Origin of the sequence: Microcoleus sp. LEGE 07076, from assembly GCF_015207455.1 — a bacterium.
Lineage (GTDB): Bacteria > Cyanobacteriota > Cyanobacteriia > Cyanobacteriales > Microcoleaceae > Microcoleus.
Genome location: NZ_JADEWV010000013.1, coordinates 14,731 through 38,880 on the forward strand (window position 1 = coordinate 14,731; position 24,150 = coordinate 38,880).

Annotated in this window: 23 protein-coding genes; 20 read left to right on the forward strand and 3 right to left on the reverse strand. The window is 44.4% G+C overall.

Annotated elements, in window-relative coordinates:
- Positions 1-134: 134 nt before the first annotated feature.
- From IQ270_RS03695 to IQ270_RS03780, 19 genes are all read left to right on the forward strand, one after another.
- Positions 135-509 carry a DUF433 domain-containing protein gene (locus IQ270_RS03695; RefSeq protein ID WP_193971909.1) on the forward strand — a complete coding sequence of 125 codons (375 nt, stop codon included), beginning with the start codon at positions 135-137 and terminating at the stop codon, positions 507-509.
- Positions 506-703, forward strand: a complete 198-nt coding sequence (locus IQ270_RS32200; RefSeq protein ID WP_339384264.1) for a DUF5615 family PIN-like protein — start codon at positions 506-508, stop codon at positions 701-703. Before IQ270_RS03695 ends, IQ270_RS32200 begins: the two co-directional genes overlap by 4 nt.
- 3 nt (positions 704-706) lie before the next feature.
- Positions 707-901: a hypothetical protein gene (locus IQ270_RS32205; protein ID WP_339384265.1), complete on the forward strand. Its 195-nt coding sequence runs from the start codon at positions 707-709 to the stop codon at positions 899-901.
- 314 nt (positions 902-1,215) lie between these two features.
- Positions 1,216-2,904, forward strand: coding sequence for a DUF262 domain-containing protein (locus IQ270_RS03705; RefSeq protein WP_193971910.1), 1,689 nt, complete (start codon positions 1,216-1,218; stop codon positions 2,902-2,904).
- A gap of 384 nt (positions 2,905-3,288) precedes the next feature.
- Complete coding sequence (locus tag IQ270_RS03710; protein WP_193971911.1) at positions 3,289-3,858, forward strand: hypothetical protein; 570 nt, start codon at positions 3,289-3,291, stop codon at positions 3,856-3,858.
- Entirely contained in the window at positions 3,855-4,244 is a 390-nt protein-coding gene (locus IQ270_RS03715) for a hypothetical protein (RefSeq protein WP_193971912.1), read from the forward strand. The genes IQ270_RS03710 and IQ270_RS03715 overlap by 4 nt, the downstream gene beginning before the upstream one ends.
- Before the next feature lie 240 nt (positions 4,245-4,484).
- Positions 4,485-4,715, forward strand: coding sequence for an addiction module protein (locus tag IQ270_RS03720; protein WP_193971913.1), 231 nt, complete (start codon positions 4,485-4,487; stop codon positions 4,713-4,715).
- Positions 4,712-4,996 carry a type II toxin-antitoxin system RelE/ParE family toxin gene (locus IQ270_RS03725; RefSeq protein ID WP_193971914.1) on the forward strand — a complete coding sequence of 95 codons (285 nt, stop codon included), beginning with the start codon at positions 4,712-4,714 and terminating at the stop codon, positions 4,994-4,996. Before IQ270_RS03720 ends, IQ270_RS03725 begins: the two co-directional genes overlap by 4 nt.
- A gap of 66 nt (positions 4,997-5,062) precedes the next feature.
- A complete protein-coding gene (locus tag IQ270_RS03730) occupies positions 5,063-5,296 on the forward strand; it encodes a DUF2281 domain-containing protein (RefSeq protein ID WP_193971915.1) in 234 nt (77 codons plus the stop codon).
- 75 nt (positions 5,297-5,371) lie between these two features.
- Positions 5,372-5,713, forward strand: coding sequence for a PIN domain-containing protein (locus tag IQ270_RS03735; RefSeq protein ID WP_228056055.1), 342 nt, complete (start codon positions 5,372-5,374; stop codon positions 5,711-5,713).
- Positions 5,714-5,987: 274 nt separating this feature from the next.
- Positions 5,988-6,497: a DUF4365 domain-containing protein gene (locus IQ270_RS03740; RefSeq protein ID WP_193971916.1), complete on the forward strand. Its 510-nt coding sequence runs from the start codon at positions 5,988-5,990 to the stop codon at positions 6,495-6,497.
- Complete coding sequence (locus IQ270_RS03745; protein ID WP_193971917.1) at positions 6,497-6,796, forward strand: hypothetical protein; 300 nt, start codon at positions 6,497-6,499, stop codon at positions 6,794-6,796. Before IQ270_RS03740 ends, IQ270_RS03745 begins: the two co-directional genes overlap by 1 nt.
- Before the next feature lie 98 nt (positions 6,797-6,894).
- A complete protein-coding gene (locus IQ270_RS03750) occupies positions 6,895-7,131 on the forward strand; it encodes a DUF2281 domain-containing protein (RefSeq protein ID WP_193971918.1) in 237 nt (78 codons plus the stop codon).
- 8 nt (positions 7,132-7,139) lie between these two features.
- Complete coding sequence (locus tag IQ270_RS03755) at positions 7,140-7,547, forward strand: PIN domain-containing protein (protein WP_193971919.1); 408 nt, start codon at positions 7,140-7,142, stop codon at positions 7,545-7,547.
- A 311-nt stretch (positions 7,548-7,858) separates the two neighbouring features.
- A complete protein-coding gene (locus IQ270_RS03760; protein WP_228056056.1) occupies positions 7,859-8,512 on the forward strand; it encodes a pyridoxamine 5'-phosphate oxidase family protein in 654 nt (217 codons plus the stop codon).
- On the forward strand, positions 8,505-8,990 hold the full coding sequence (locus IQ270_RS03765) for a hypothetical protein (RefSeq protein ID WP_193971920.1): 486 nt from the start codon (positions 8,505-8,507) through the stop codon (positions 8,988-8,990). The genes IQ270_RS03760 and IQ270_RS03765 overlap by 8 nt, the downstream gene beginning before the upstream one ends.
- A 57-nt stretch (positions 8,991-9,047) precedes the next feature.
- Complete coding sequence (locus IQ270_RS03770) at positions 9,048-10,406, forward strand: radical SAM protein (RefSeq protein WP_193971921.1); 1,359 nt, start codon at positions 9,048-9,050, stop codon at positions 10,404-10,406.
- Between the two features lie 48 nt (positions 10,407-10,454).
- Positions 10,455-11,246, forward strand: coding sequence for a hypothetical protein (locus IQ270_RS03775; protein ID WP_193971922.1), 792 nt, complete (start codon positions 10,455-10,457; stop codon positions 11,244-11,246).
- Positions 11,243-12,421: a hypothetical protein gene (locus IQ270_RS03780; protein WP_193971923.1), complete on the forward strand. Its 1,179-nt coding sequence runs from the start codon at positions 11,243-11,245 to the stop codon at positions 12,419-12,421. Before IQ270_RS03775 ends, IQ270_RS03780 begins: the two co-directional genes overlap by 4 nt.
- A gap of 175 nt (positions 12,422-12,596) precedes the next feature.
- Here the strand turns inward: IQ270_RS03780 and IQ270_RS03785 are convergent, their stop codons facing one another.
- The 3 genes from IQ270_RS03785 to IQ270_RS03795 form a co-directional block, all read right to left on the reverse strand.
- Entirely contained in the window at positions 12,597-20,984 is an 8,388-nt protein-coding gene (locus IQ270_RS03785; protein ID WP_193971924.1) for a calcium-binding protein, read from the reverse strand.
- Between the two features lie 929 nt (positions 20,985-21,913).
- Positions 21,914-22,435 carry a hypothetical protein gene (locus tag IQ270_RS03790; RefSeq protein WP_228056057.1) on the reverse strand — a complete coding sequence of 174 codons (522 nt, stop codon included), beginning with the start codon at positions 22,433-22,435 and terminating at the stop codon, positions 21,914-21,916.
- Complete coding sequence (locus tag IQ270_RS03795; RefSeq protein ID WP_193971942.1) at positions 22,432-22,941, reverse strand: hypothetical protein; 510 nt, start codon at positions 22,939-22,941, stop codon at positions 22,432-22,434. Before IQ270_RS03795 ends, IQ270_RS03790 begins: the two co-directional genes overlap by 4 nt.
- A gap of 514 nt (positions 22,942-23,455) precedes the next feature.
- On the opposite strand from IQ270_RS03795, the gene IQ270_RS03800 reads away from it, so the two are divergent.
- A complete protein-coding gene (locus IQ270_RS03800; RefSeq protein ID WP_193971925.1) occupies positions 23,456-24,130 on the forward strand; it encodes a hypothetical protein in 675 nt (224 codons plus the stop codon).
- Positions 24,131-24,150: the final 20 nt, after the last annotated feature.

Here is a 24,150-nt window from a genome sequence, read left to right on the forward strand (position 1 = left end):
AAACCCGGTTTCTTCAAGAAACCGGGTTTTTATCTATTCGATATCATAGGAAATAAAGGTTGCAGGTGCGATCGCACTCTACCCTAAGTTTTCGATCGCGTATCATAGAGTTAGTCTTAGGAGAAACGTAGAATATGACTCTGGTATCAAATGAACAAGCAGCGATCGTTCGCACAGAACGCGGGCTGACGATCGCAGGTACACGCATTACGATTTACGATGTGATGGACTACGTGACTGAACACTATCCATCAAAGTTTATTCGCGCTATGCTTGATCTTACCGAAGAGCAGGTGGCTGCTGCGCTGTCTTATATTGATTCCAACCGTGCAGAGGTTGAAGCGGAGTATAATCTTGTTGTTAAGGAAGCAGAAGAACTACGGCAGTATTACGAAGAACAAAATCGGGAGCGTATTGCCCGCATTGCTGCTAAGCCTCCAAAACCAGGTACAGAAGCTATTAGGGCAAAACTTAAAGCGGAAAAAGCCAAGCTTGCATCACGAGCATGAATTTTCTAGTCGATCATAATTTACGCGGACATTCTGTTGTCCTAGCTGGAAGTTTGGCTGCAAGCGGTTGGCTTGAGTTGATATCAATTCGATTTGTTCTGTTTGAAGAGGTTGGGTTAGCAGTCACGAGCGACGACCGTGTTGTTTGGCGGTATGCTCAAGCTAATCAAATGATTTTAATCACCGCCAACTGAAGCATGAAGGGCAAAGATTCTTTGGAGCAAGTGATGCGCGAGGAAAATACTCCTACATCATTACCAGTTGTCACGATTGGCAATATCGATCGGCTACTTGCAGATCCAGATTATCGGAATCTTTGTGTCAACCGTTTGGTTGACATTGTAGTTGATATCGAAGATTACCAGGGCGCAAGGCGTATCTTTATTCCGTAACACTTAACATTAGAATAGTAGGAGTCGTATCTGTGGAGACATGGCATAGCAACGCAGCGAAAAGGAGCGTCAACCTCAAATCTCGAATCGATCGAGGTAATTTACGTAAGTTTACAAAATCGTGTCACTTTTTCTTGCCGACAGGGCGATCGGTAAGGTTTATTTTTTGAATTAAAGCAGACAACAAGCTGTTCAGAATGTTCGGAGTTAAACCGCAGATGTGCGGTATAATCCAACTAGGAATAGTATTGTACCGCATCTGCGACACAATTATAAGTTAGGCCTCAAAATCCTAAATCATAGGATCGATAAAGATGGAAGCCTCGACAACAATTAGAAAAATGATGGCTGGCAACAAAATTGTTGTGCCGACTTATCAGCGGGCTTACTCGTGGGATACTCCCTTTCCAAAATCAGATCGAAATACTCAAACAAATGTATTCCTGGAAGACTTAGAAGAATACAGTAAGAGCAATGCAAGCACCCCCTATTATTTTGGACACTTCCTTTTTGAGGAGAGAAATAAGGAATTCAATGTTATAGACGGACAGCAACGCCTCACAACTATTGTCATTTTCCTATCTTCTCTTTTTGCAAAAATGAAAGATATAAGAAATCTTACAGATTCAGAAGAAATTTGTTACGAAGACATGGTGAAGAGGCGTGACGTAATACGCTTTTCCACTGTTGATTACGACAACCAATTGTTTATTGACTATGTAATTGAACGAACTAAAGTTGATCATAATGGTCTCGACACAGAATCATCAAGGCGGATTGTTAGGGCATTTGATTTTTTTAATGAACGACTTGCAAGCAAAGATGAAGAATATCTGACTAAAATGCTCTCAATAATTAGTGAGGCAGCTTGTAGTACCCATCCGGTTCAAAGTGAATCGGAAGCAATCCAAATGTTCATATTTCAAAATAATAGAGGAAAGCGACCTTCAAATCTGGAAATCATAAAAGCTCAATTTATGTACAATGTCCATTTGCACGGCAATGAAGATAGAGATGCGCTTACAGTAGAGATTAAAAATCGCTTTGAAAGAATCTACAGGTCTATATCGTCTATCGAATATCGTATTAATGAAGATGATATTTTACTGTATACTTTGCGAGTTCATTTCAACTCACTTTGGGAAGTGAATTCGATAGAAAGAATCAACAAGATTTTGACAAGTGGAGATCCTATCGATTTCATTAAGTCCTTCACAAGATCTCTCTCAACAAGTTTTGAACATCTCTCTCTTTTTTTTGGAAGACATGAACGAGAGAATTTCGCAATCCATTCCTTAATCACACTTGGCAGAATTGCGATTGCACTTCCGTTTATCATAAAGGCATATAAATATGCCCTAGCTACTGATGAAATTAGTGTGCTGTGTTCTTCTTTGGAAGATTTGGTGATTCGTCATCGGCTGATCGGTACTCGTGCCGATATGACCTCAAGAATAAATGATGTTTTTGAAAAGTTTACTGAAGAGAATAAAAAAACTTCTCCGATAATTGAACGTATAGAGTGGATGAAAACGACATCAGAATGGTGGTGGGCTTATTGGAACAACGAACAGCTTAGAAATGCTCTCCAACGTGGAATAGATCATGCAGTCGCCAAATATCTGCTTTGGAAATATGAAGTACATTTAGAGCAGCAAGGCAAAAGCGGTTATTTGCCTACTCGGTTTGACAGAATCATCAGTCCAGAAGTTGAACACATCGCTCCGACAACTGAACCTGAAATCAAGCCTCATGGCTATGGCAATTACGATGAAGAGTTCAGGAATCAATATTTGAATTGTCTGGGCAACTATCTGTTGTTATCGAAATCGCATAATTGTGCGGTTGGCAATATCTCACTTAAACAAAAATTGGCTACCTATATGCACAACGAACAACAGAGAGAAGTGAAGAGCTTAGTACCTGAGGATGGAATATGGAGCAAAGAAATAATACAAAAACGGAAAGATAAGATTATCGCTGCACTCATAGCTATGTGTTGAATAAGGCATAACAATTCAAATGCAGCGGACGGTCGAGAGCTGCTCGTGTGGAGTTTGAGGTTGTCTGCCGCCGCTGATTTGAGCCGTTAGACCGCAAAAGTTACCGAGTGATAATGAGCGACGCACCATATCCTCGATCGCGACAATAGCTAATCCGGATTTGATATTACAAACCGCAACAACTGCAAAAAACCCGGTTTCTTGAAGAAGCCGGGTTTTTAATCTATTCGATCGCCCTCAACCGAATCTACAATTACAATCGATCGAGGTAATTTACGTAAGTTTACAAGAGCGTGTCACTTTTTCTCACCGACAGGGCGATCGGCTTAAATCATAGCAATTAAAAGTAAAATTGAGCCTTTAGTTTCTATAGGCAAAACCGTTTTGAGCCAGATTCAAGTCTTAAACCTACAGAGCCTCGATCGGGGACTTCCCGCCATTACACCAGCTTTTGGAGCGGCACTCGCAGAAGCAGGTGCGATTTGTTTAACAGATGAAGATCATCAACGCGGAGTAACACTCGAAGTCGAGGGAGAATTTTCCACCACATTCATATTGGATTGGCAACCCGTCACGGAACAAGCACGGCGATGTTGGAATGATCAAGAATATGCAACGGAGCAAGCTGCTTATGCAGTCGCGTTTCTGTTAATTCTTCAATTAACCAATCTCACAGTCATTGAGCGTTCTCGCAAAGGAACTGGATTTGACTACTGGTTAGGAATTCAAGATTCAACCGCCACATTGCCATTTCAGCGAATGGCACGTTTGGAAGTCTCTGGAATTCGCCAAGGCAATCGAAGCCAAATTAACGCCAGAGTCAAGCAGAAAATCGAGCAAACCCGCGCATCTGATGCACAAGGTTTACCAGCGTATATCATTGTAGTAGAGTTCAGCCACCCGATTTCCGTCATTAGTGCCAAGCATAACCCTGAAGGAGCCAGAGCCCAATGAGTCAGATTCAAGCGCTCCACCAAAAAGCAATGGATTTAGCCGAAGCCGCAGCAGTTGCCCGTTTGAGGGGAACTCCAGAACAGGCTGCCCAATTGACGCGCCAAGCCTTTGAAAAAGAAACCCAAGCTGCTGCATTAATTGCTAACTCTCTTGATGCCGAACCTACTCGTTCTGTCCTCCACCGCAGTGCAGCATCTCTCGCGATCGAATGTGGTGAATTACAAGTCGCAGAACGTTTGATTACAACTGCATTATCTGGCAATTCTCCTCTGGAAATTGCTGAAGAACTCAAGGATTTATTCATCCAGATCAATTTGAGCCAATATCTGAAGCGCCAAGGAATTCATATCGATCTCAACCAACTGCAAGGACTGGTAAATCAATGAATTGAACGCCCAACGATCGCCCTGTTTGTCCGTGGGATATCATGGAAGGATTCACATAAAAGCGTAGCGATGTCTCCGTGTGCAGGACTCTTTGGCATCCGCATCGGCTATAATGTGGCGGCTTCTTTCGGCGGTGTGATGGAGCGGGTGAGTAGTGATTTCCGGTATTGTGACTGATAGACACGCAATCGTAAAGCGGAATGTTAAAATCAGGCTAGTCCCTTGGAGCCAAACGAGCCAATGCTAACCCTAGACCAACTCATTTCAGAGGCAACTGCATTACCAGATGCAGCCAAAGCTATCCTCATTGACAAAATTGTGGAAAGCATGACAAGCCAAATCGAACAAGATATTTTGATGGCAGGAGTAAAGAAAGCTCAAGAACGGATTGCCGAAATTGATAGTGGCGCAGTCCAAACCATTCCTGGAGATATTGCCTTGGCCCAAATACGGCAACTCTCAAAGCAATGAAATATGAATTTCACCCAGCCGCCCTGCAAGAATATGCAGAGGCTGTGCAATTCTTTGCCCAACAAGATAGACACCAGGATTTCATCGACACGATAGAAAACGCCATATTTAAAATTATTGGAGCACCAGAACGCTGGCCGCTTATTGAAAGTCAGATTCGTCGTTATTTGACCCTCAAGTTTTCCTATGCCATATTATATCGAGTCTATCCCGATCGAATCGTGATTGCGGCGATCGTGAGTTGTCGTCGCGATCCAAGCTACTGGAAAAATCGCCTCTGAAAATGGACTTCAGCAATAATAATTTAAGTACAAACCTGTCAATAACCCATTCACCGCCGAAAAATCATGACAGCCGCCGAAAAACTTTACCAACTAATCCAAGCCCTTCCAGAAAACCAAATCAACGAAGTCCTCAACTTCGCTGAATTTCTCTACCAAAAAAAACTCTCCCCCCGTCAAACTATCTCCCCCGGCACTCTCACCGGACTTCGGGGTATTGCCAAACGGTCTGGAGCAGCCCCAAACGATGAGGACTTACAGGCAGAATATACCGACTATCTCACTCAAAAATACCAGTAACTCTTCCCGTGAAAATTCTCATCGATACCAACATCGTCCTGGACTTAATCCTGGAACGGGAACCCTTTGTCGAGAGTGCGATCGCCCTTTTCGAGCAAATTGAACGGGGCAACGCCAGAAGGCTATATCGCCGCAACTACCATCACCAATATTTTCTACATCATCCGCAAAACCGAAGGTCGTGAAGTCGCTCTTGCTGCCATTCATCGACTACTAACTGGACTCCGATTTTGTGCTGTCGATCGCCAAACCGTCGAAACTGCTCTCAGTCTTGGACTGAAAGACTTTGAAGATAGTATCCAACTCGCCTGCGCGACGATCGATCGACTTGATGCGATCGTCACGCGCGATCGGAAAGACTTCATTGGTAGCAACCTCCCCATTTACTCCCCCACAGAACTCTTAAACCTGCTATAGCAGAAAAATATCTAAAAAAATTCCTAACTCCGAGCATAAGGATCGTCAACCTCAAGTCTCAAATCGATCGAGGTAATTTACGTAAGTTTGCACGATCGTGTTACTTTTTCTTGCCGACAGGGCGATCGGAGTAAGATTTCAAAGTTGTATTAGAAGGCGATCGTAAAGTTGATGTTCAACTATTAAGTAATGAGTGAGATTGCATTTCGTAAAATTAATCTTGTGGCTATTCATGCTAGGATTCAGCCAATTGTTCCACTCACTATAGACGATCGTGCTGACTGATCAACATATTGCTGAAGCTTTGAGTCGTGCATACGTCCGTGCGATCGCTGGACGTGCCGGACTCAACTTAGCTATTCGGGAATACGACTATGGCGTGGATGGCAGTTTTGATGAGGTTGTGGTACGCCAAAATCGTCGGGTTGAATCTGGCTTTTCTCTCAGTTTTCAACTCAAAGCCTCGACCCAATGGCAACTCGATGATATTCAGGTTGTCTATGACTTGGAGGTGAAGACCTACAATGATTTGATTCTCAGACGCAGCATGAGAAGCGCAACACCCTGTATCCTGATTTTGTTAGCCCTGCCCTCGGATTCTATGCAATGGCTCATTTGTGAAGAAACAGAACTCAGATTGCAAGGAACCTGCTACTGGGAGTACCTCAGTGGTAGCCTCAGCGAAAATCGCCAGTCTGTCAGGATTAGAATTTCACGATCGCAACGCCTGACCCCAGAATCTTTGCTAACCTTAATAGAGAACGTCAAAACAGGAGAATGGTGATGACCCCTGAAGTTTTATCAAGTTACCCCCAAATCCAGGAGCTTCATATTGCTGAAGTGGTTAGCTATCTCCAGGAGAATCACTGGATATCGGTCAGTCATCCCAGTACACGGTTGCTTGTGTTTGAAAAAGGAGTTGACGATCGGGGCAAACCAATTCAGATTGTTCTGCCAAGCAAGGATGATTATGAAGATACGCCCTACTTACTAGCTAAAGCAATAAATCTTCTATCTTTTCTGCAATCTGTATCATTTCAGGAGATCGTGAAAGCGATCGGTGCGTTTGCAAATGTCAGTTAGATTGAGATCTTGTCATTTTTTCTTGCCGATAGGGCGATCGAAGTAAGATGTCAAAGTTGTGTTAGGAGACGATAAAGCCCACCCACCCTCTAAAAGCCATGACAGCCGCCGAAAGACTCTATCAACTGATCCAAACTTTCCCAGAAAGCCAAATCAACGAAGTCCTCCACTTCGCTGAATTTCTCCAGCAAAAACAACTCGCCACTCCTCAACAGGCTATCCCTCCTGGCACCCTCACCGGACTTCGGGGCATCGCCAAACGGTCTGGAGCAGCCCCTAGCGAGGAGGAACTGCAAACAGAATATACCGACTATCTCACTCAAAAATACCAGTAAGCCATCCCGTGAAAATTCTCATCGATACCAACATCGTCCTGGACCTAATCCTGGAACGGGAACCCTTTGTCGAGAGTGCGATCGCCCTTTTCGAGCAAATTGAACGGGGCAACTTAGAAGGCTATATCGCCGCAACTACCATCACCAATATTTTCTACATCATTCGTAAAACCGAAGGTCGTGAAGTCGCCCTTGCTGCCATTCATCGACTACTAACTGGACTCCGATTTTGTGCCGTCGATCGCCAAACCGTCGAAACCGCTCTCAGCCTTGGCCTGAAAGACTTTGAAGATAGTATCCAACTCGCCTGCGCGACGATTGATCGACTTGATGCGATCGTCACGCGCGATCGGAAAGACTTCATTGGTAGCAACCTCCCCATTTACTCGCCCACAGAACTCTTAAACCAGCTATAGTAGAAAAATATCTAAAAAAATTCCTAACTCCGAGTATAAGGATCGTCAACCTCAAATCTCAAATCGATCGAGGTAATTTACGTAAGTTTACAAAATTATGTAACTTTTTCTGACCGACAGGGCGATCGGGGTGGTTTATTTTTTATTTTTGAGTTAAAATCAAAGCAGACAACAAGCTGTTGAGAATGTTCGGAGTTTAAACCGCAGATATGCGGGATAAGCCAACTAGAAATGTAATTGTACCACATCTGCGGTACAATTATGCGCTATCTCGCTGCTCACTGAGGTTTTCTAGATCCGAAATGTGTTTCATGTTTGATAAACAGAAGAAAGCTATGAAGTTTCCTGGTTCTAAAGGTGAACACCAAGCTCAAGAGGAATTTGGTACTACAAGTCGAGCAATCGCTTTTTACAACAAGCAGATGTTGGATTATCTGAACCCTCTAATGCAACAATTTATTTCAACTCAGGAGATGGTATTCATAGCTACATCAGATGCTAGTGGTTCGTGTGATTGCTCATTCCGTGCTGGTCTTCCTGGTTTTGTTCGAGTTCTCAATGATAGAGTGATTGCTTATCCTGAATATCGTGGCAACGGTGTAATGGCAAGCATTGGTAACATGATGGAAAACCCGTCCATCGGCATGATTTTTCTTGACTTTTTTCAGAGCACAGTGGGTCTGCATGTTAATGGAAAGGTGCGAATAGTTGAGAATCAAGAGTTGCCCAATCAATTAGATATGGCAAGGGCAATAATGGAAGACCTTCAGCCAACCAATGGAAGATATCCAGAGCGCTGGGTATTTGTTGAAGTAGAAGAAGCCTACATACATTGTTCAAAGCACATTCCTCTTTTACAAAAGCTTGACAAAGAAATTCATTGGGGTACAGATAGCACGAAGCATAAGAGTGCTGATTTCTTTAAGTCTAAGGATTGTCCACGAGTATGGAAGGAAGATGAATAAACTAACATTACTTCCAGCTTTATCTGAGCCTGTTCTAGAAAGAATCGATGGATCAGAATATAACATCAAGTATTTATATTGTTTGAGAAGCCATATGAAATATATATGCACCACTTGCAGTAAGGAGAAGAGACACGACAAGGCATTACTGCCTGCGAATCAACGATATATAAGTGGGCGAATTAGCTTTGTTATTAGCGAAAGTCAAAGGCTAAGTACGTCGCTCCTTATATTATCAGGAAAGTATGGTTTGATAGATGTTGAACGTGAAATACCTTGGTACGATCAAAAGCTGGTTGCTGGAGATTTAGAGACTTTAGTGAATATTCTGGTCAAGCAGCTTCAAGATAAACAGGTTTCAGAAATTATATTTTATGGTAGATCGCGCGAGATACCTGACTGGAAACCATATTATGATGTTCTTGAACAATCTTGTCGTCAACTTAATGTGACAATATCTTACGTGTACCTTAGCTAAAAACCAAAGCTATCTTCACACCAATCTATGAAGTTTCAACCCTAGTGAGCAAGAAATATGAAAGTAGCTTTAATTAATCCTCCAGCTTCTAGAATTATTTATGGAAATGAGTATAAGCTGAAAAGTATTATTCCTTGTTTGGGTCTTTTCTACTTGCAATCGTACTGTAAGGACATTGCAGACATAGAAATTTTTGAGGGAGAGTTTTACTCTGATCTAGAACATTTTATCAATGCGATAAAAGCTTTTAATCCAGATATTATTGGAATAACAAGCAATACTTCTACATATCCACTATGTGTACAAATTGCGGAAAGCGTAGATGCAAAGGTTAAAGCGGTAGGTGGTCCCTATTCTAGCTTTAGAGTTTCTGAATCTCTAGAAACATTTGATGTTGTTTTCATTGGTGATTCAGAAGTTTCTTTCCGAATGCTTCTTGAACGTCAACCTCTGGAGACAATTCCATCAATCGCCTTTAAAGAACCAACCGGGGCAGTAGTTAGAACCGACAATGCTTGTCTTCCTCCTTTAGATTCAATCCCATTCCCCGATCACTCAAAGATCCAACTAGGCTTGTATCAAGCCTCTCCACATCGGAAATTGCAAGAACCTTTTGCAACAATGATTACAACTCGAGGATGTGGTTTTAAATGTTCATTTTGTCTATCGGCTAAAGGAGGAATGAATGATGGCAAATATAGGGAACGCTCAGTCGCTAATGTTGTCCAAGAGCTAGAACTCCTAACAACTGAATTTGGAGTGAAAAGTGTTCAGTTTTGGGATGACACTTTCACTATGAGACGAGATAGAACAAAAGAGCTTTGTTCGGAAATTAAAAAGCTAGGGATAGAATTCGTCTGTAACACGAGAACCGATAAAATTGATTCTGAAATAGCTAATTGGTTAGCAGACGCTGGCTGTCGTGGTGTATTTTTTGGTGTTGAATCTGGAGATCAATACATACTCGATCTAGATATGCATAAAGGTGCTAAAAATGAACAAGTCAAGAATGCTATTGAGTACTGTAAAGAAACAGGTATGTGGAGTACTGCTAGTTTTATTTTTGGATCAATAAACGATACTGAAGAGTCTATACAGGATACTGTAAATTTTGCAGTAGAACTAGACGCTGACTATGTTTTATTTAACATTTATACTGCTCACCCTGGAACATACGGTTATATGGAAGCGCTCCGGCAATCAATTATTGATGAATATAAAGTAGATCTTGAGCGTTGGCTAGACGAGCCTGTTGGAATTCCAACTATCTGTAAAAATCTTTCTCGGCAGCAGCTTCACAAGCTGAAGGCAGAAGCATACGTTAAGTATTATACACATCGAGGAGCCGACAAGTATCGTGATATTATCAAAACCTATCAAGAAGAGATTCTTCGATTAAGTAATGCTCTAGCTTAGTATCAACCCGAAGACTATCCTATTTAGATTTTAATACAGAAAAGTATCATGACTATAGAATTAGCGCTTGAGTCTCCTATCTCGATGATGAATGAATTATGCCCTTTGGGCGATATAGAGTTGTGCTTTGTTCATCTTTTTAAAGAAAACTCTGTGTATAGAGACTACTATCTTGACGCAAAGAAGAAAGGACGTTTCTTAATTCTTGATAATGGAATCATGGAACTTGGCTATTCAATGTCGTCAGATGACTTAATCACAAGTACATCCGAGTTACAGCCAGATTTAGTAACACCTCCAGAAATACTAGGTGATGGGGACTCTACTCTTAAGTTGACCTATGCTTTTGCTGAGGCATTTGAGCGTAGTAAGCTTTATCCTAGTACAAAAATTTTAGGTGTTGCTCATGGCTCCAGTCTTCAAAGTTGGTGTAAAACATTTCAAGAGCTTCTACAAATCCCTTATATTTCAAGAATTGCTGTTCCATATCGAATTCCATTTGATGTAACTCAGAGTACGAGAAATTGCTCTGAATTAGAGGCTTTCGTGGTGAGAAGAGTCGATATCTGTAACTGGATTGATGAAAAATATCCAAATACGGAAATTCATTTATTTGGACTTGCCCACCCTAGCGAAGTTAATTACCAAGCAAAACATAATTTCATTAAGAGTATTGATACTTCCTTGCCAATAATGGCAGCCACTAGAAACATAAGATACGATGTCCTTGACTTTGGTTTATATGAAAAAGATAGGTTAAACATACAACTACCTTACAGTAAAAAACTTATTGACTGTGCAGAACGAAATATAACTGTATTAAAGCAGGTTTTAAAATGACTATAAAGTTCGCATTCGATTTTGACGGAGTATGTACAGATCTATCATTTTTGGCTGAGAAAGAAGTTGATAGATCAGAGTTTTTATATTCACCTATTTCTTTTTTTATCTGTCCGATTCGCACAGGAATTGTTCAGTTGATGTCAGTCTCTAGTTTTTTTAGCAATATTTTTATCCTAACTTCGAGACCTGAAGAGGCTAAACCTTTCATAAAAAAATGGTTGCTAGAAAACCAGCTATTAGATCTTGTGGAAGACATCATATGCTGTAATGGGAGACCAAAAATTAACGTAATGAAGGAGCATAAAATAGATGTGCTTGTTGATGATGAAAAAAGAAATCTGCCAGATCATATTGTAGATTTTAAATTTATCCTTTGGCAGGATCAATACTGGATAGATCTGTTAAAGAATATACTGGAATACTTCATTGCTTCTCGCGCAAGACTCAAAAACAACCCAAGAAGTTTCTTAAAAGAGTTTAAGCTTTCTACTGACATTGGAGCCTCACCAGTCTTCATCTTAACTTTGAATGATCGTAGAAATATAAAGCTAAGATTATGCTCAAATAATCAGACTAGAGATAGAATCATCAGCTTTTTGAGAATTACAGAGGAGAATAGATATTCTCATGTTGCTGTTTTAATTGCCGTGAATGGTTTAGCTATTTTGAAAACTTACATTGAAGGAGTCAACGTTTCATCTTTGAGAGAACAGGATAGGATGGACATGATATTCAAAGTTGGTGTTGCATTAGCTAAGTTACATTCAATCGAAGTTGATGAGTTTAACTCAGATTTCAGACTAGAGGTGTTGAATGATGGAGTAAGCTTACTCGTGTTTTCTGCCGATAACTACAATATAATTGTTACTGAGACAGGAGAAATTGCGTTTATTGATCTGGAAGCTTGTAATGTCGGTTCTAGATGGGTTGACTACTTCTGGGCAAGAGAGCAACTATGTCAAAGTGATCGGGAAAAGTTAATACTAAAGGAAGGATATTTTTCTGTTTATATGGGAAATCTTCTTTGCCCTGATGAGGAAAAAATGGCAAGACTTAGCTATAAAGTTTGGCTTACATATCAGTTTCAGCAAAGCAAGCTTGCTCATGCATCTAACTTGCAAAAAGTTTCGTTAATCAATAAAGCATTTCAAGATCTGTGGTCTTTAGAGTAAGTCCAAAGCGAGATAACAACCCTGCTGGAGCGGACTGGCAAAAGATCTTGGTTGTGCTGCAAAGGTTACTTGCAGTCGCTCAGCAGGAACTTTATACCGCAAAAACTGCAAAAAACCCGGTTTCTTCAAGAAACCGGGTTTTTATTTATTCGATCGCCTTCAACCGAATCTACAATTACTTCACGGTAGAAGTGCCAGTCAAACCGCTATTCCCTAGTAGATTAACTGGACTTGCAGCCGGAGTGATTAAGAGGCTGTTGTCCTTAGCAGCAGTATTCGCAGTTGGGATAATGGAACTACTAACAATCGCGCCAGTCAAAGGAACGATCGGCTGAGTTTGAGCGCTGGTGAGAGAAGTCAACAAGCTCTTTGTGTCGTAGATTAAGATGTCATCGTCGGTTTCGCTAAAGGTCTTCATGGTTGGGATTGAACCGCCATTTAGCAAGATGTCATTGGTGGTAGTTTTGACAGAAGTTGCTGTTGCACTAGCTGGATTAGTAACTGTTGTTAATGGTTGCAAACTGAGACTTGCTGCTGCCGAAGTCGTGCTAGTTGTCAGACTAATTGGTGCTGTTGCAGTAGCTGGAGTCGTACCTGTTGTTAATGGCAGGTTGAGACTTGCTGCTGCGGTAGTCGTGCTGTTTGATAGAGTAATTGGTGCAGTATTTGTGCTGTTTGGCAGACTAATTGATGCAGGAATAGCGCTTGATAAGCTAGTGCTAGAACCGCTACCGATCGCACTTAGAACATCGTCACTCTCAACAGGTTCGCCAGTTAAAAAATCGACAGGCGAGGGATTATTGAAAACTCCAGGCAGCGGGGCTCCGGGAGTGATGGAAATAAACCGAGAACTGTCGATCGCACTAAATTGAGTATCTTTCACCCAAGCTAAATGTTCGCCGGTGCCTGCGATGCTGATCAAAGCATCGTTAGTATAATTCTCGCCGCCTTGAACGATTTGCAATTGGTCAAAAGTGAGGTCTTGTGTGAGTCCGAGGTAATCGCGATCGGCTTGGAAGTAGAAAATGTTATCCAGTCCCGAACTTGGCGACAGTACAAATATGTCGGAACTGCTGCCGCCAATCAGCGAATCTTGACCGTTGCCGCCCTTGAGCACGTTGTTGCCTTCGCCCCCGTAAACGCTGTCATCGCCGTCGTTGCCGTTGAGGCTGTCGTTGCCACTGCCACCGTTTAAGAAGTCGTTGCCATTACCGCCGTCGAGGGTATCGTTGCTGCTGCCGCCGTCGAGACTGTCGTCGCCTTCGTTGCCCAACAGGTAGTCGCTGCCGGCTTCCCCGGTTAGCAAGTCGTTGCCACAACCGCCGTCGAGGGTATCTTTACCGGCGCCGCCCAGCATGGTGTCGTTGTCGCATTCACCGAACATCAAGTCGTCGCCGTTGCCGCCTCCCATCCAGTCGTTGCCGCTGCCGCCGACGAGGGTGTCTTCGCCGGAGTCGCCGGTGAGAGTGTCGTCGCCGGAGTCGCCGACAACCAAGTCGTTACTCGCGCCGCCGTCCATCAAGTCGGTGTCGTCGCCGCCGTAGAGGGTGTCTTCGCCGACTTCGCCCAACATCGTGTCTTGTCCTTGACTGCCAAACATCAAGTCGTTGCCGGCACCTCCGAAGAGTTTGTCGTCGTCGATGCTGCCGTCAATTTTGTCGTTGCCGGCACCTCCAAGTAATTGGTCGTTGCCGGTACCGCCGAACAGTTCGTCGTTGCCAGCGCCACCGTCGATGGTGTCGTAGCCGGAACCGCCGTCGATTTTGTCGTTGCCTGCTTCTCCAAAAATCAGGTCATCGTCTTCGTTGCCCCAAATGTTGTCGTTGCCAGCGCCGCCGTAAATCGAGTCGTCGCCTGCTTGGGCCCAAATGTTGTCGCTGCCGTCGCCACCGAGAATTGAGTCGCCACCGGAACCACCGTCGATGTTGTCGTCTCCGGTTTGTCCGAGGAGGGTGTCGGCTGCGTCTCCGCCGTAGATTTGGTCGTTGCCGCGGCCACCGTCGATGAAATCTCGGTCTTCGCGGCCGTAGAGTTCGTCGTCGCCGTCGTTGCCCCAGAGGGTGTCGCTGCCGGTACCGCCATCGAGGAAGTCGTTGTCGTCGTTGCCTTCGAGGCTGTCGTTGCCGGATTGACCGAAGATGCGATCGTCCCCTTCACCACCTGCTAAAGTATCGTTGTTCGCGCCGCCGTCGATGTAGTCGTCACCGCTGTTGCCGTCGGCGAAGTCGTTGCCGTCGTTTCCGTAAATTCGATCGCGCCCTGCACCTCCACTCATGCTATCGTCGTCAGCGCCGCCTTCTAAGTAGTCGTCGCCATTGTTACCGGAGAGGGTATCTTTGCCGATTTGACCGAAAAGTCGATCGGCACCATCGCCACCATCGAGGCTGTCGTTGCCGGATTCGCCCCACAGTTGGTCGTCTCCGGTTTGTCCCAACAGCGTATCGTCGTTATCTCCACCCCACAGTTGGTCGTTATCGGCATTTCCTTCTAACAGGTCATTGCCTTGGCGACCGTATAATTTATCACGCCCGTCGTTGCCGGAGAGAGTATCGTTTTCGGTGCCACCGTCCAGAATGTCATCACCACTGCCACCTGCGAGAATATCGCGGCCGGCTTCTCCCAACAGGCTGTCATTATCTTCGCCGCCGTCGAGGGTGTCGTCGCCGTTACCGCCGAACAGGGTATCTGTGCCCGATTCTCCCTGCAAGATGTCAGCGTCGTCTCCTCCCCAGAGAGTGTCGCTATCGTCGCCACCGAACAGGGTGTCGAGGCCGGATTGACCGTAAATTCGATCGCGCCCTTCGTTCCCCTGAAGCAAATCGTTGCCAGAACCGCCGTCAACAATGTCATCGCCGCGGTTGCCGATAACCGTATCATCACCGACTTGTCCGAACAGACTGTCGTTATTATCACCACCGTCCAGGATGTCGTTACCGTCGCCGCCTTCGAGGGTGTCATTTTCGGTACCGCCATCGAGGGAATCGTTGCCGAGTTCGCCAAACAGCCGGTCTGTTCCCGCATTGCCTTCCAGGATGTCATCGCCGCTGCCGCCGTAGAGAGTGTCGCTGTCACCTTGACCCAGCAGGGTATCGTTGCCGTCGCCTGCCAAGAGTGAGTCATCGCCGGAACCGCCTTCTAATAAGTCGTTGCCAGCTTGACCGAACAGGGTATCTCGGTTGTCGCCACCGTAGAGGGAATCGTTGCCATCGCCTGCATCGAGAATGTCGTTGCCGTTTTCGCCGTAGAGGTAGTCATCGCCAGCTTGGGCAAATAAGGTGTCATCATCTTGACCACCCCAGAGGTAGTCGTTGCCGCTTCCGGCATCGAGAATGTCTTTGCCACTGTCGCCGTAGAGACTGTCGTTGCCTTCTGCTGCGTAGAGTGAGTCGTTGCCCGCTTCGCCAAACAGGTAGTCGTCGCCTGCTTCGGCTAATAAGGTGTCATCGTCTTGACCGCCCCAGAGGTAGTCGTTGCCTGCGCCAGCATTCAGAAAGTCTTTGCCACTATCGCCGTCAAGGGTATCGTTGCCTTCGGCTGCGTAGAGGAAGTCGGCCCCCGCTTCGCCAAACAGGTAGTCGTCGCCGGCTTTGGCGTATAGGGTGTCGTCGTCTTGACCACCCCAGAGATAGTCGTTGCCAATTCCAGCATCGAGGATGTCTTTGCCGTCGCCGCCGTAGAGGCTGTCGTTGCCTTCGCCTGCATCGAGGCTGTCGTTGCCACCTTCGCCAAACAGGTTGTCGTCGCCAGCTTTGCCGAATAAGGTGTCGTCATCTTGACCTCCCCAGAGGAAGTCGTTGCCGATTCCGGCATCGAGGATGTCTTTGCCGTCGCCGCCGTAGAGACTGTCGTTGCCTTCGGCTGCATCGAGGGAATCGTCGCCCGCTTCGCCGTAGAGGTTGTCGTCGCCTTCTTTGCCGAGGAGGATGTCGGCATCGTCGCCGCCGTAGAGTTGGTCGTTGCCTTCGCCTGCATCCAGGGTGTCTTTGCCGGTGCCGCCGTAGAGGTAGTCGTTGCCTGTTCCGGCATCTAAGGTGTCGTCGCCTGCATCGCCTGCGAGGGTGTCGTTGCCAGCTTCGCCGATGAGGGTGTCTTGGTCGTCGCCGCCGGAGAGTTCGTCGTCGCCGATGCCACCGTAGATTAAGTCGGTGTCTCCTTCTCCGTAGAGTTTGTCGTTTTCGCCTTCGCCGTAGATGGTGTCTTTGTCTTCGCCACCGTACACAAAGTCGTCGCCAGCGCCACCGTAGAGTAAGTCGTTGCCTGTTTCGCCAAAAATCGTGTCGTTGCCGTAACCCGCGTCTCCTGCCACTGTGTCGTCATCGCTACCGGCGTAGATTAAGTCGTCGGCATCGCCACCTCGGATGTAGTCTCGGCCTGCTTCGCCGTACAGGGTGTCTTCGTCTTGGTTGCCGTAGATGCTGTCGCCGCCGTCGCCGCCGTAGATTAGGTCGTTGCCGAATTCGCCGTAGAGTTTGTCGTCGCCGCCGAGTCCGTCAATGCGATCGTCCCCAGCATCTCCAGTGATAACGTTAACCGTATCGTCGCCGGTAATGTTGTCGTCATGGCGAGAACCGGCGACGTTTTCAATGCCGACAATTTGGTCTCGGTCTCCCCAGCCGTCAGTAGCATCGCCTGTTTGTAAGTTGACAGTAACGCCGTTGGGGTCGCGGCGGTAGCTGAGAATGTCGATGCCTTCTCCGCCGTAAAACGAATCATTGCCGCCATTGCCAACTAATAAATCGTTGCCTTCTAATGCCCAAATTCGGTTATCTTTTTCGTTGCCAATTAAGATGTCTTCAAAGGGAGTACCGATGATATCTTCTAAATTTCTCAAAGCATCGGTAGTGCCAAAACCATCTTTTCCGGTACCGGCCGCAATTTCAAAATCCCGTTCGAGTTCGGTGTAATATTCGCTGGGATTGACATCGGTAACGAATTCTTTGAAACGTTGTTTGGTGTTGGTTTCGTAGTCGCTATTTTCGTCAATATTAACGATAACGCCACGAGGAGAATTGATGTAATTAACGAGGTCAATTCCTTCGCCGCCGTCAATTAAATCGTCGCCGATTTCTCCGATTAACGAGTCATTGCCAGTACCGCCAAATAATTCGTCATTTCCGGCGTTGCCGTTGAGAGTGTCGTCGCCAGCTTGACCTAAAAGTACGTCATCATCGAAGCCGCCAAACAAGGTATCTTTGCCGTCGCCACCATCGATGTAATCTTGGCCTTGACTGCCGAAAAGATTGTCATCGCCAGCTTGTCCGTAAATATCATCGTCATCGGCACCCCCATCAATGATGTCTTGGCCGTCGCCGCCTTCTAGCCAGTCGTTACCTTCGTTACCTTGGATGACATCGTTGCCACCTTGTCCGTAAATTCTGTCATCTCCGGTATTGCCGGAAAGCAAATCTTGGCCGTTGCCGCCATCGATGAAATCGTCATCGGCGTTGCCTTCTATGGTGTCGCTGCCGTCTTGTCCGTAGAGGATGTCGTTGCCTTCGTTGCCTTGGATGAAGTCGCGGCCGCTGCCACCTTCGGCGTAGTCTTCGCCAGTGTTTCCTTGGATGATATCGTTGCCGGATTGGCCGTAGAGTTTATCATCGCCTTGTTCGCCGTAAAGTACGTCATTTTCAGTGCCGCCGTCGATGATGTCGTCACCTTCACGACCGTAGATAATGTCGATGCCGGCGTTGCCGTAGAGAAAGTCGCTATCAATCCCGCCGTCGAGGGTATCTTCACCTTCATTTCCTTGTAGGGTGTCGCTGCCAGCTTCGCCAAGGATGATGTCGTTACCATCGCCACCACGTACTTCGTCGTTATCTGTGCCAGCATAAACAATATCATTGCCAGCTAAGGCATAAACAATATCATCGCCAGCACCACTGGTGATTATATTAACTCCATCGTCACCTTCAATTCGATCGCCAAAGCCAGAACCGACAACATTTTCTAGACCAGAAATATTATCTTGCCCGCCAAATCCATCTGTAGCAATACCATCTTTCAGGCTGACGGAAACACCGCTAGGATCGCGGCGGAAACTTACAGTGTCAATTCCTCCATTTCCTTCTAGTCGGTCGTTGCCAGCACTGCTAATAACAAGATCGTTGCCAGTACCTGCTTCAATGACATTATCTAAACCATTGCCGATTAAAATATCGTTAAAAGAAGAACCAACAATATTTTCAACTGCAACAATACTATCTGCAAAACCAAAACCATCTAATGCTTGACCTGAAGCAATTGCAAAATTAGGTTCAAGGTCAAATATTCCTGCTGTTTGTTGGTGTTGATAGTTATTGTTTTCATCAATGTTGACAATAACACCACTAACTGAATTGGCGTAACTGATTGTATCTATGCCAATTCCTCCATTAAGTAAATCATTGCCTTGTTCACCTTGCAAGAAATCATCTCCTTGTTCGCCATGAAGACTATCACTACCAACCCCTCCATAAATAGTATCATTGTCTTCAGCACCCATGATTCTGTTGGCGTATGAATTGCCGTAAAGGACATCATTACCTGCTTCACCATAGAGATTTTCAACACCAGCAGATTCAGGTAAGCTTAAAATATCATCTCCAGCAGTTCCTACATTGGGGAAGATAGTATTGAAAGGTATTTCTGTTGAAATTCGATTAAATGTAGGATCGCTTCCTGTGATAAGTCGATAAAAATCGTTAAAACGAGTTGCTGCATTACCATTGAAAATAGGAATTTTCTCTGGAGTCTCTGCTAATTCTGGGAATTCATGAAGAGTGAATTCTGCGCCGAATCCAGCAGACCCACCTAATACGTCAGCACCTACTTTAAAATCAATATTTCCAATTTTAGCCTTGATTTTGCGTTGGAACTCTAAATAAGCATTGGCATCGAGAAATATTTCAGGATTAAACTCTAGAGTCAAATCAATCTTGGAATCGTTATCTAAATCTTTTTCTAGCAAGTCGTCAATAACTTCAAACTGGTTATTTACGCTACTAAATTCTCCTCCAACAATTTTAGGATCTAAATCTCTTAGACCAGCCTTCAAACTGTAGTCAAAATTTATTTGTTGTATATAATCTATTGGTAAAACTCGCCACTCATATTTAAAATATGCTTGTTGTCCCAATATATCCAAAGAGCCTTCTCTTGAATCTGCTGCCCATTTCATTTTAGGAATAAGTGCAACTAATTTATCAAGAGCCATTTTACCTTCTAATAAAGTAGTTTTCTCTTCGATTGTCCAAGAATATTCATTCTTGACTTTAGTTATGTTTGCAAGAGATGGAAAATCCGGAGGGTTCATCCCAAAACTGAGTAAACCACCGAATAAATCTACAGCATATTCCCCATTATCTTTGACTTTTACACTATTTTCATTGGGAATTGTTCCAGTTGAGTTGTCACCTGATTTATTAGATGTATTTTCATCTTTTTGGGGTTTTGAAGAAGGTGTATTACTCGCAAAAATGTACGTTTCTAAAAATGGTATATCAATGATTTGTTGGACAAGACGAGTATCTAATTTGATAATATCGAATGACTCTTTCCCTTTTTGTGCAGGAAATAATTGTAAAGCTTGGTTAAAGCCTGCTCCATTTATAAACGCAGATAAACCACCAATATTATAGTCAAGAACAGCAGCTAAAGTAGCATAAGCAAAAGGTGATATGTAATTAAAGCTTCCGTCAACTTTTGGAGTGAAATCAAAAGTAATTTGACTATTGAAAGTATTGGCAGCAGTAGCCTTTATTAAAGAATCAAATGGCAAATCGAGCTTGAGTTCTCCCAAATTGTATCCTGCTTTTGCTTCAAATCCAGCAGTAATCGAACCCCCCTCCAATCCAAAACCAATATTCGCGTCTGTAAAGCCAAGATCTACATCATAAGATTTTGTTGTCCCTCCATAGTTGAAGGTACGTTTGAGTCGATCCTCAGAATCATAATTCCACGAATTACTTATATTGAGTCCCAAGAATTTATTCAGATATTCTGCCGTACTGGCATGAAAAACAAATTTTCCAAAACTAAGATCGCTTGAATAAGTTTTTGTTTCTATTGACTGTTCAACAAAGATACTGGAGTTGCCTAGATTTAAAACAGTAGAGTCATCTTCTTGTCTCATTGAATCCAAAGTGAAAGAATTTAAGCTTTGACCCAAAGCTATAGCTGTAAAGATTGCTCCTTCATCTCCTTCAGTATCTTTATTATTAATCTGCCAATCCACAGAATGACCAATTTCTTCCAATAAAACACTGGTAATCCCTTGAAGATTATCAGTGTTTTGGGTCAAAAAGTTTTCGGAAACATAAATGGTATTGTTTGAACCCGCATAAGCAGCATTAGCCCCTTTGAGTTCAGAACCAGTACGAATTTCGATCGCAGGCAAAGACACAAAATCGCTGTTAATCCACTGCTGGCGGATTTCTTCTAGCTTACCAGCATCAAAATTTGTGCCGAAAATACTTTGAGCTTTGGCAACAAAATCATCACCCTTGGCAAAATTATTTAACGTGGTGTAAACGGCTTGCAGGGAAGTTTCGATCGCAGAATTGAAAGAGTTGTTAGAAGTAGCCATGATTCTTATCCTCGTGTGGTAGATACAATGTGTTCTGAAAATTGACAAAGCGACTCTATCGACAAGCCCGATCGCACTTCCGCACTCTCTAGCTGTCGTAGATCCGTCATTTACCCAAACTGATATCCCTTGGGAATTTGGTTCGGATTGCGATCGGGAAGTTACGGGCGATACGACTTTTGAATAAATCTCAACAAGTGCGATTAGCTTCGTAATTTCCCTTCTATTTACTTATCAGGGTGAACTCAGTGTTTTTATGCAAAACTCTACGGATTTTTTGTAAAGTTTTGTGAACACTGCGTGGAAGTACGGAACAACGGGTGTTTTTGGGGTTTTAGGGGCGATCGCCCCTAAAGCCTGTTTGTTCTTCCTATTTACTTATCAGGGTGAACTCAGTGTTTTTATGCAAAACTCTACGGATTTTTTGTAAAGTTTTGTGAACACTGCGTGGAAGTACGGAATAACTGGTGTTTGGGGAATTTAGGGGCGATCGATAGTACGCATGGGCCCAGAAACCGGGTTTGTTTGCAGAAATTCCGTCGCAGTCGAAAAATTTGGTAAAAACCCGGTTTCTTTGGTAAGAGTGCATAAATCCTGACGCGCTTAGTCCAAGAAACCGGGTTTCTCTGATATTTTTCACATCCTCACCAGATTTCGCAAAGAAACCCGGTTTCTGAGTTATCGCGCGCCCCCACTGCCTTTTTGTTGTTCCTGTTTATTTATCAGGGTGAGCTCGGTGGTTTTATGCAAAAATCTCAAGTTTTTTTTGTAAACTTTGGCAAACACTGCGTGGAAGTACGGAAGGATGGGTGTTTGCGGGGTTTTAGGGGCGATCGATCTTTGGTGTTGGGTTTCGTTCCAAGTTGGTTGGCAAGGTGCGTCAGAACTCGACTTTTTGTGGCGATCAAGAATCTCGCAACTGACGCACCCTACCACTTGTTTGACGGAGGAAATGGAGTTGATTTAGGATGACTCCCAGCGTAGTAAACAAGCACTTTGCGTTTGTCTTCATCCGGTACATAAAATACTCGGTCTGAACCTGTTACTTCATACTCCCACGCACCTTTGTAGAGTTTACCTTTTAAGGGAAAAACTCTCTTTGGTTTTCTCGTCATCGGCGCAGTACATAAATCCTGATAGCACCGACGAGTATTCTCAGGAACACGTAACATTAACGCTTCCCAATCCCGGTTAACCCGTCGGTTTTTCGCTACTACTAACCAGGGCGATGCAGGTATTTGTGCGATCGATTCTGTTTCGCTTTCTTTAACAGATTGCTTGGTTCGCGGTGCTGTCAGCGGTTCTTCAGGAGGTTCTACCAACTCTGACAGCACAGGCGCTAGTGCGGGATTTTCCGCTTCGGCTTCTAGAATTGCCGGTGATGGTGTCGGCTGTTCTTCAGGAGATACTGGGCTTTTTGAATCATCTGGAATAGGTGTAGAGTGCGTCATACCTGAACCGATTCGGTCGTATTTTCTACTAAAGGTTGAGTCAATAAGACCTCATTAATTTCGTCGCTAAAAGCTGTTGCAAGTTCAGGACTAGAAATTGCGATCGCGCTTTCATGCCATTCATAAATCGTTGCCTCAATCCGATCCCAAGCCGCAGGTTCCGACTCCACAAGACGGTAATCTTTCTCTATTTCTGCGCTCAATTCGCTAAGTTCATCCTTGTCAAATACTTTCAGCCACCCATAGGGATGTTCTGAACCAATCTGTTCTCCCAGACGCAACCGATAAGCAGCGGCCGTCACCTCAAAGACTCTCAGGGAAAGGGCGGCGGCTTTTACCAACAGCGACATCTCTTCGCGGCGCAGCAACGCAAAATGCTGGTCGTTGCGAGTGATTGTGATCGGGCGATCGATCGCCAAATCCAGAACTCGACCCGGTTGTCGGTTCAATTCCGTGGCGCTAATTAATCGATCGCCGTACACCAGACGCGAAGATTCACTCAGCATAGCTTTTTCACCTCTATCAACATCGGAATGCTTTTCCATTCATATACGTATAATTATACGTATTTACGAATATTTTCCGTTTTTTACCCACCTCACCAAGCTGGGTGAAAGTACGGAAGGATGGGTGTTTGCGGGGTTTTAGGGGCGATCGATAGTTGAGGACTTACGCATGGGCCCAGAAACCGGGTTTTTTTGCAGAAATTCCGTCGCAGTCGAAAAATTTGGTAAAAACCCGGTTTCTTTGGTGAGAGTGCATAAATCCTGACGCGCTTAGTCCAAGAAACCGGGTTTCTCTGATATTTTTCACATCCTCACCAGATTTCGCAAAGAAACCCGGTTTCTGAGTTGCCGATGCCCCAGTCTTAACAAAAATTTACATCCAATTTTACAGCCAAATCCACCGCACAGCAATACTTTCAACGATTGGCTCAAAAAAACTTCAGAAATTCGCATAAATTCCCCCAGCTCACCCTGATAAGTAAATGTAGGAACAAAGTTGCGGCCGCACTGAACTATGAATGATGAGTACAACCCCTCCCAGGGGGAAGACCACCCATCCGATCGCCAATTGCTATATCAAGAGTTAGATATTCTTGTCACCCAAATTTGCCAGGAAATCTCGAACCCTTGGAAGCAAAGACGTTTGTTGAATCAGCTTATTGTTAAGATGGAAAACTCCGGTCTGATCTGGAAGGAAGATGTACCTTACTATGAAGATGCTGTAGCAGAACAGTGGGGGTTTTTCTGTAGCAATTTGTGGGAATCCCGCACGGGTACTCAGTACGATCGTACTCGCAGTAACCCGATTACTTGGTTCAATAATCGTTTGCGGTGGCGACTGTTAACTTTGGCTCAAAATCTAGCTGAAGAAAATGGTAGGAGATGTCAGAATGAAAAAAGATTAGAACAGTTGCCCGTTGAGGATGAAACTCATATCATCGAATGTGTGCAATTCTTTGAAATCGTTCAAAGCTGGATTGAGACTAATCCTGATGGCATATTAAACGAACATATTCGAGGACGCAAGGATCTAACTTGTCAAGTTATCTTGAGCAGTATGTTGTCTGGCAAAAAAATTACCCAAATGGCAGCCGAATATGGCTGTGCTTATCAGACAATTTACGGCTTTTGGAAAAACAAATGTCGTCCTCGTTTGTTGGAAAAATTTGGCAAAAATTATGGTTGTTAATCTTACAAGGAGTTAAAATA

What these genes read in the sequence shown, in the direction of transcription:
- IQ270_RS03695 (WP_193971909.1), top strand. Translation starts at nt 135, where the DNA reads ATGACTCTGGTATCAAATGAACAAGCAGCGATCGTTCGCACAGAACGC.
- IQ270_RS32200 (WP_339384264.1), top strand. Translation starts at nt 506, where the DNA reads ATGAATTTTCTAGTCGATCATAATTTACGCGGACATTCTGTTGTCCTA.
- IQ270_RS32205 (WP_339384265.1), top strand. Translation starts at nt 707, where the DNA reads ATGAAGGGCAAAGATTCTTTGGAGCAAGTGATGCGCGAGGAAAATACT.
- IQ270_RS03705 (WP_193971910.1), top strand. Translation starts at nt 1,216, where the DNA reads ATGGAAGCCTCGACAACAATTAGAAAAATGATGGCTGGCAACAAAATT.
- IQ270_RS03715 (WP_193971912.1), top strand. Translation starts at nt 3,855, where the DNA reads ATGAGTCAGATTCAAGCGCTCCACCAAAAAGCAATGGATTTAGCCGAA.
- IQ270_RS03720 (WP_193971913.1), top strand. Translation starts at nt 4,485, where the DNA reads ATGCTAACCCTAGACCAACTCATTTCAGAGGCAACTGCATTACCAGAT.
- IQ270_RS03725 (WP_193971914.1), top strand. Translation starts at nt 4,712, where the DNA reads ATGAAATATGAATTTCACCCAGCCGCCCTGCAAGAATATGCAGAGGCT.
- IQ270_RS03730 (WP_193971915.1), top strand. Translation starts at nt 5,063, where the DNA reads ATGACAGCCGCCGAAAAACTTTACCAACTAATCCAAGCCCTTCCAGAA.
- IQ270_RS03745 (WP_193971917.1), top strand. Translation starts at nt 6,497, where the DNA reads ATGACCCCTGAAGTTTTATCAAGTTACCCCCAAATCCAGGAGCTTCAT.
- IQ270_RS03750 (WP_193971918.1), top strand. Translation starts at nt 6,895, where the DNA reads ATGACAGCCGCCGAAAGACTCTATCAACTGATCCAAACTTTCCCAGAA.
- IQ270_RS03760 (WP_228056056.1), top strand. Translation starts at nt 7,859, where the DNA reads ATGTTTGATAAACAGAAGAAAGCTATGAAGTTTCCTGGTTCTAAAGGT.
- IQ270_RS03765 (WP_193971920.1), top strand. Translation starts at nt 8,505, where the DNA reads ATGAATAAACTAACATTACTTCCAGCTTTATCTGAGCCTGTTCTAGAA.
- IQ270_RS03770 (WP_193971921.1), top strand. Translation starts at nt 9,048, where the DNA reads ATGAAAGTAGCTTTAATTAATCCTCCAGCTTCTAGAATTATTTATGGA.
- IQ270_RS03775 (WP_193971922.1), top strand. Translation starts at nt 10,455, where the DNA reads ATGACTATAGAATTAGCGCTTGAGTCTCCTATCTCGATGATGAATGAA.
- IQ270_RS03780 (WP_193971923.1), top strand. Translation starts at nt 11,243, where the DNA reads ATGACTATAAAGTTCGCATTCGATTTTGACGGAGTATGTACAGATCTA.
- IQ270_RS03785 (WP_193971924.1), bottom strand. Translation starts at nt 20,984, where the DNA reads ATGGCTACTTCTAACAACTCTTTCAATTCTGCGATCGAAACTTCCCTG.
- IQ270_RS03790 (WP_228056057.1), bottom strand. Translation starts at nt 22,435, where the DNA reads ATGACGCACTCTACACCTATTCCAGATGATTCAAAAAGCCCAGTATCT.
- IQ270_RS03795 (WP_193971942.1), bottom strand. Translation starts at nt 22,941, where the DNA reads ATGCTGAGTGAATCTTCGCGTCTGGTGTACGGCGATCGATTAATTAGC.
- IQ270_RS03800 (WP_193971925.1), top strand. Translation starts at nt 23,456, where the DNA reads ATGAATGATGAGTACAACCCCTCCCAGGGGGAAGACCACCCATCCGAT.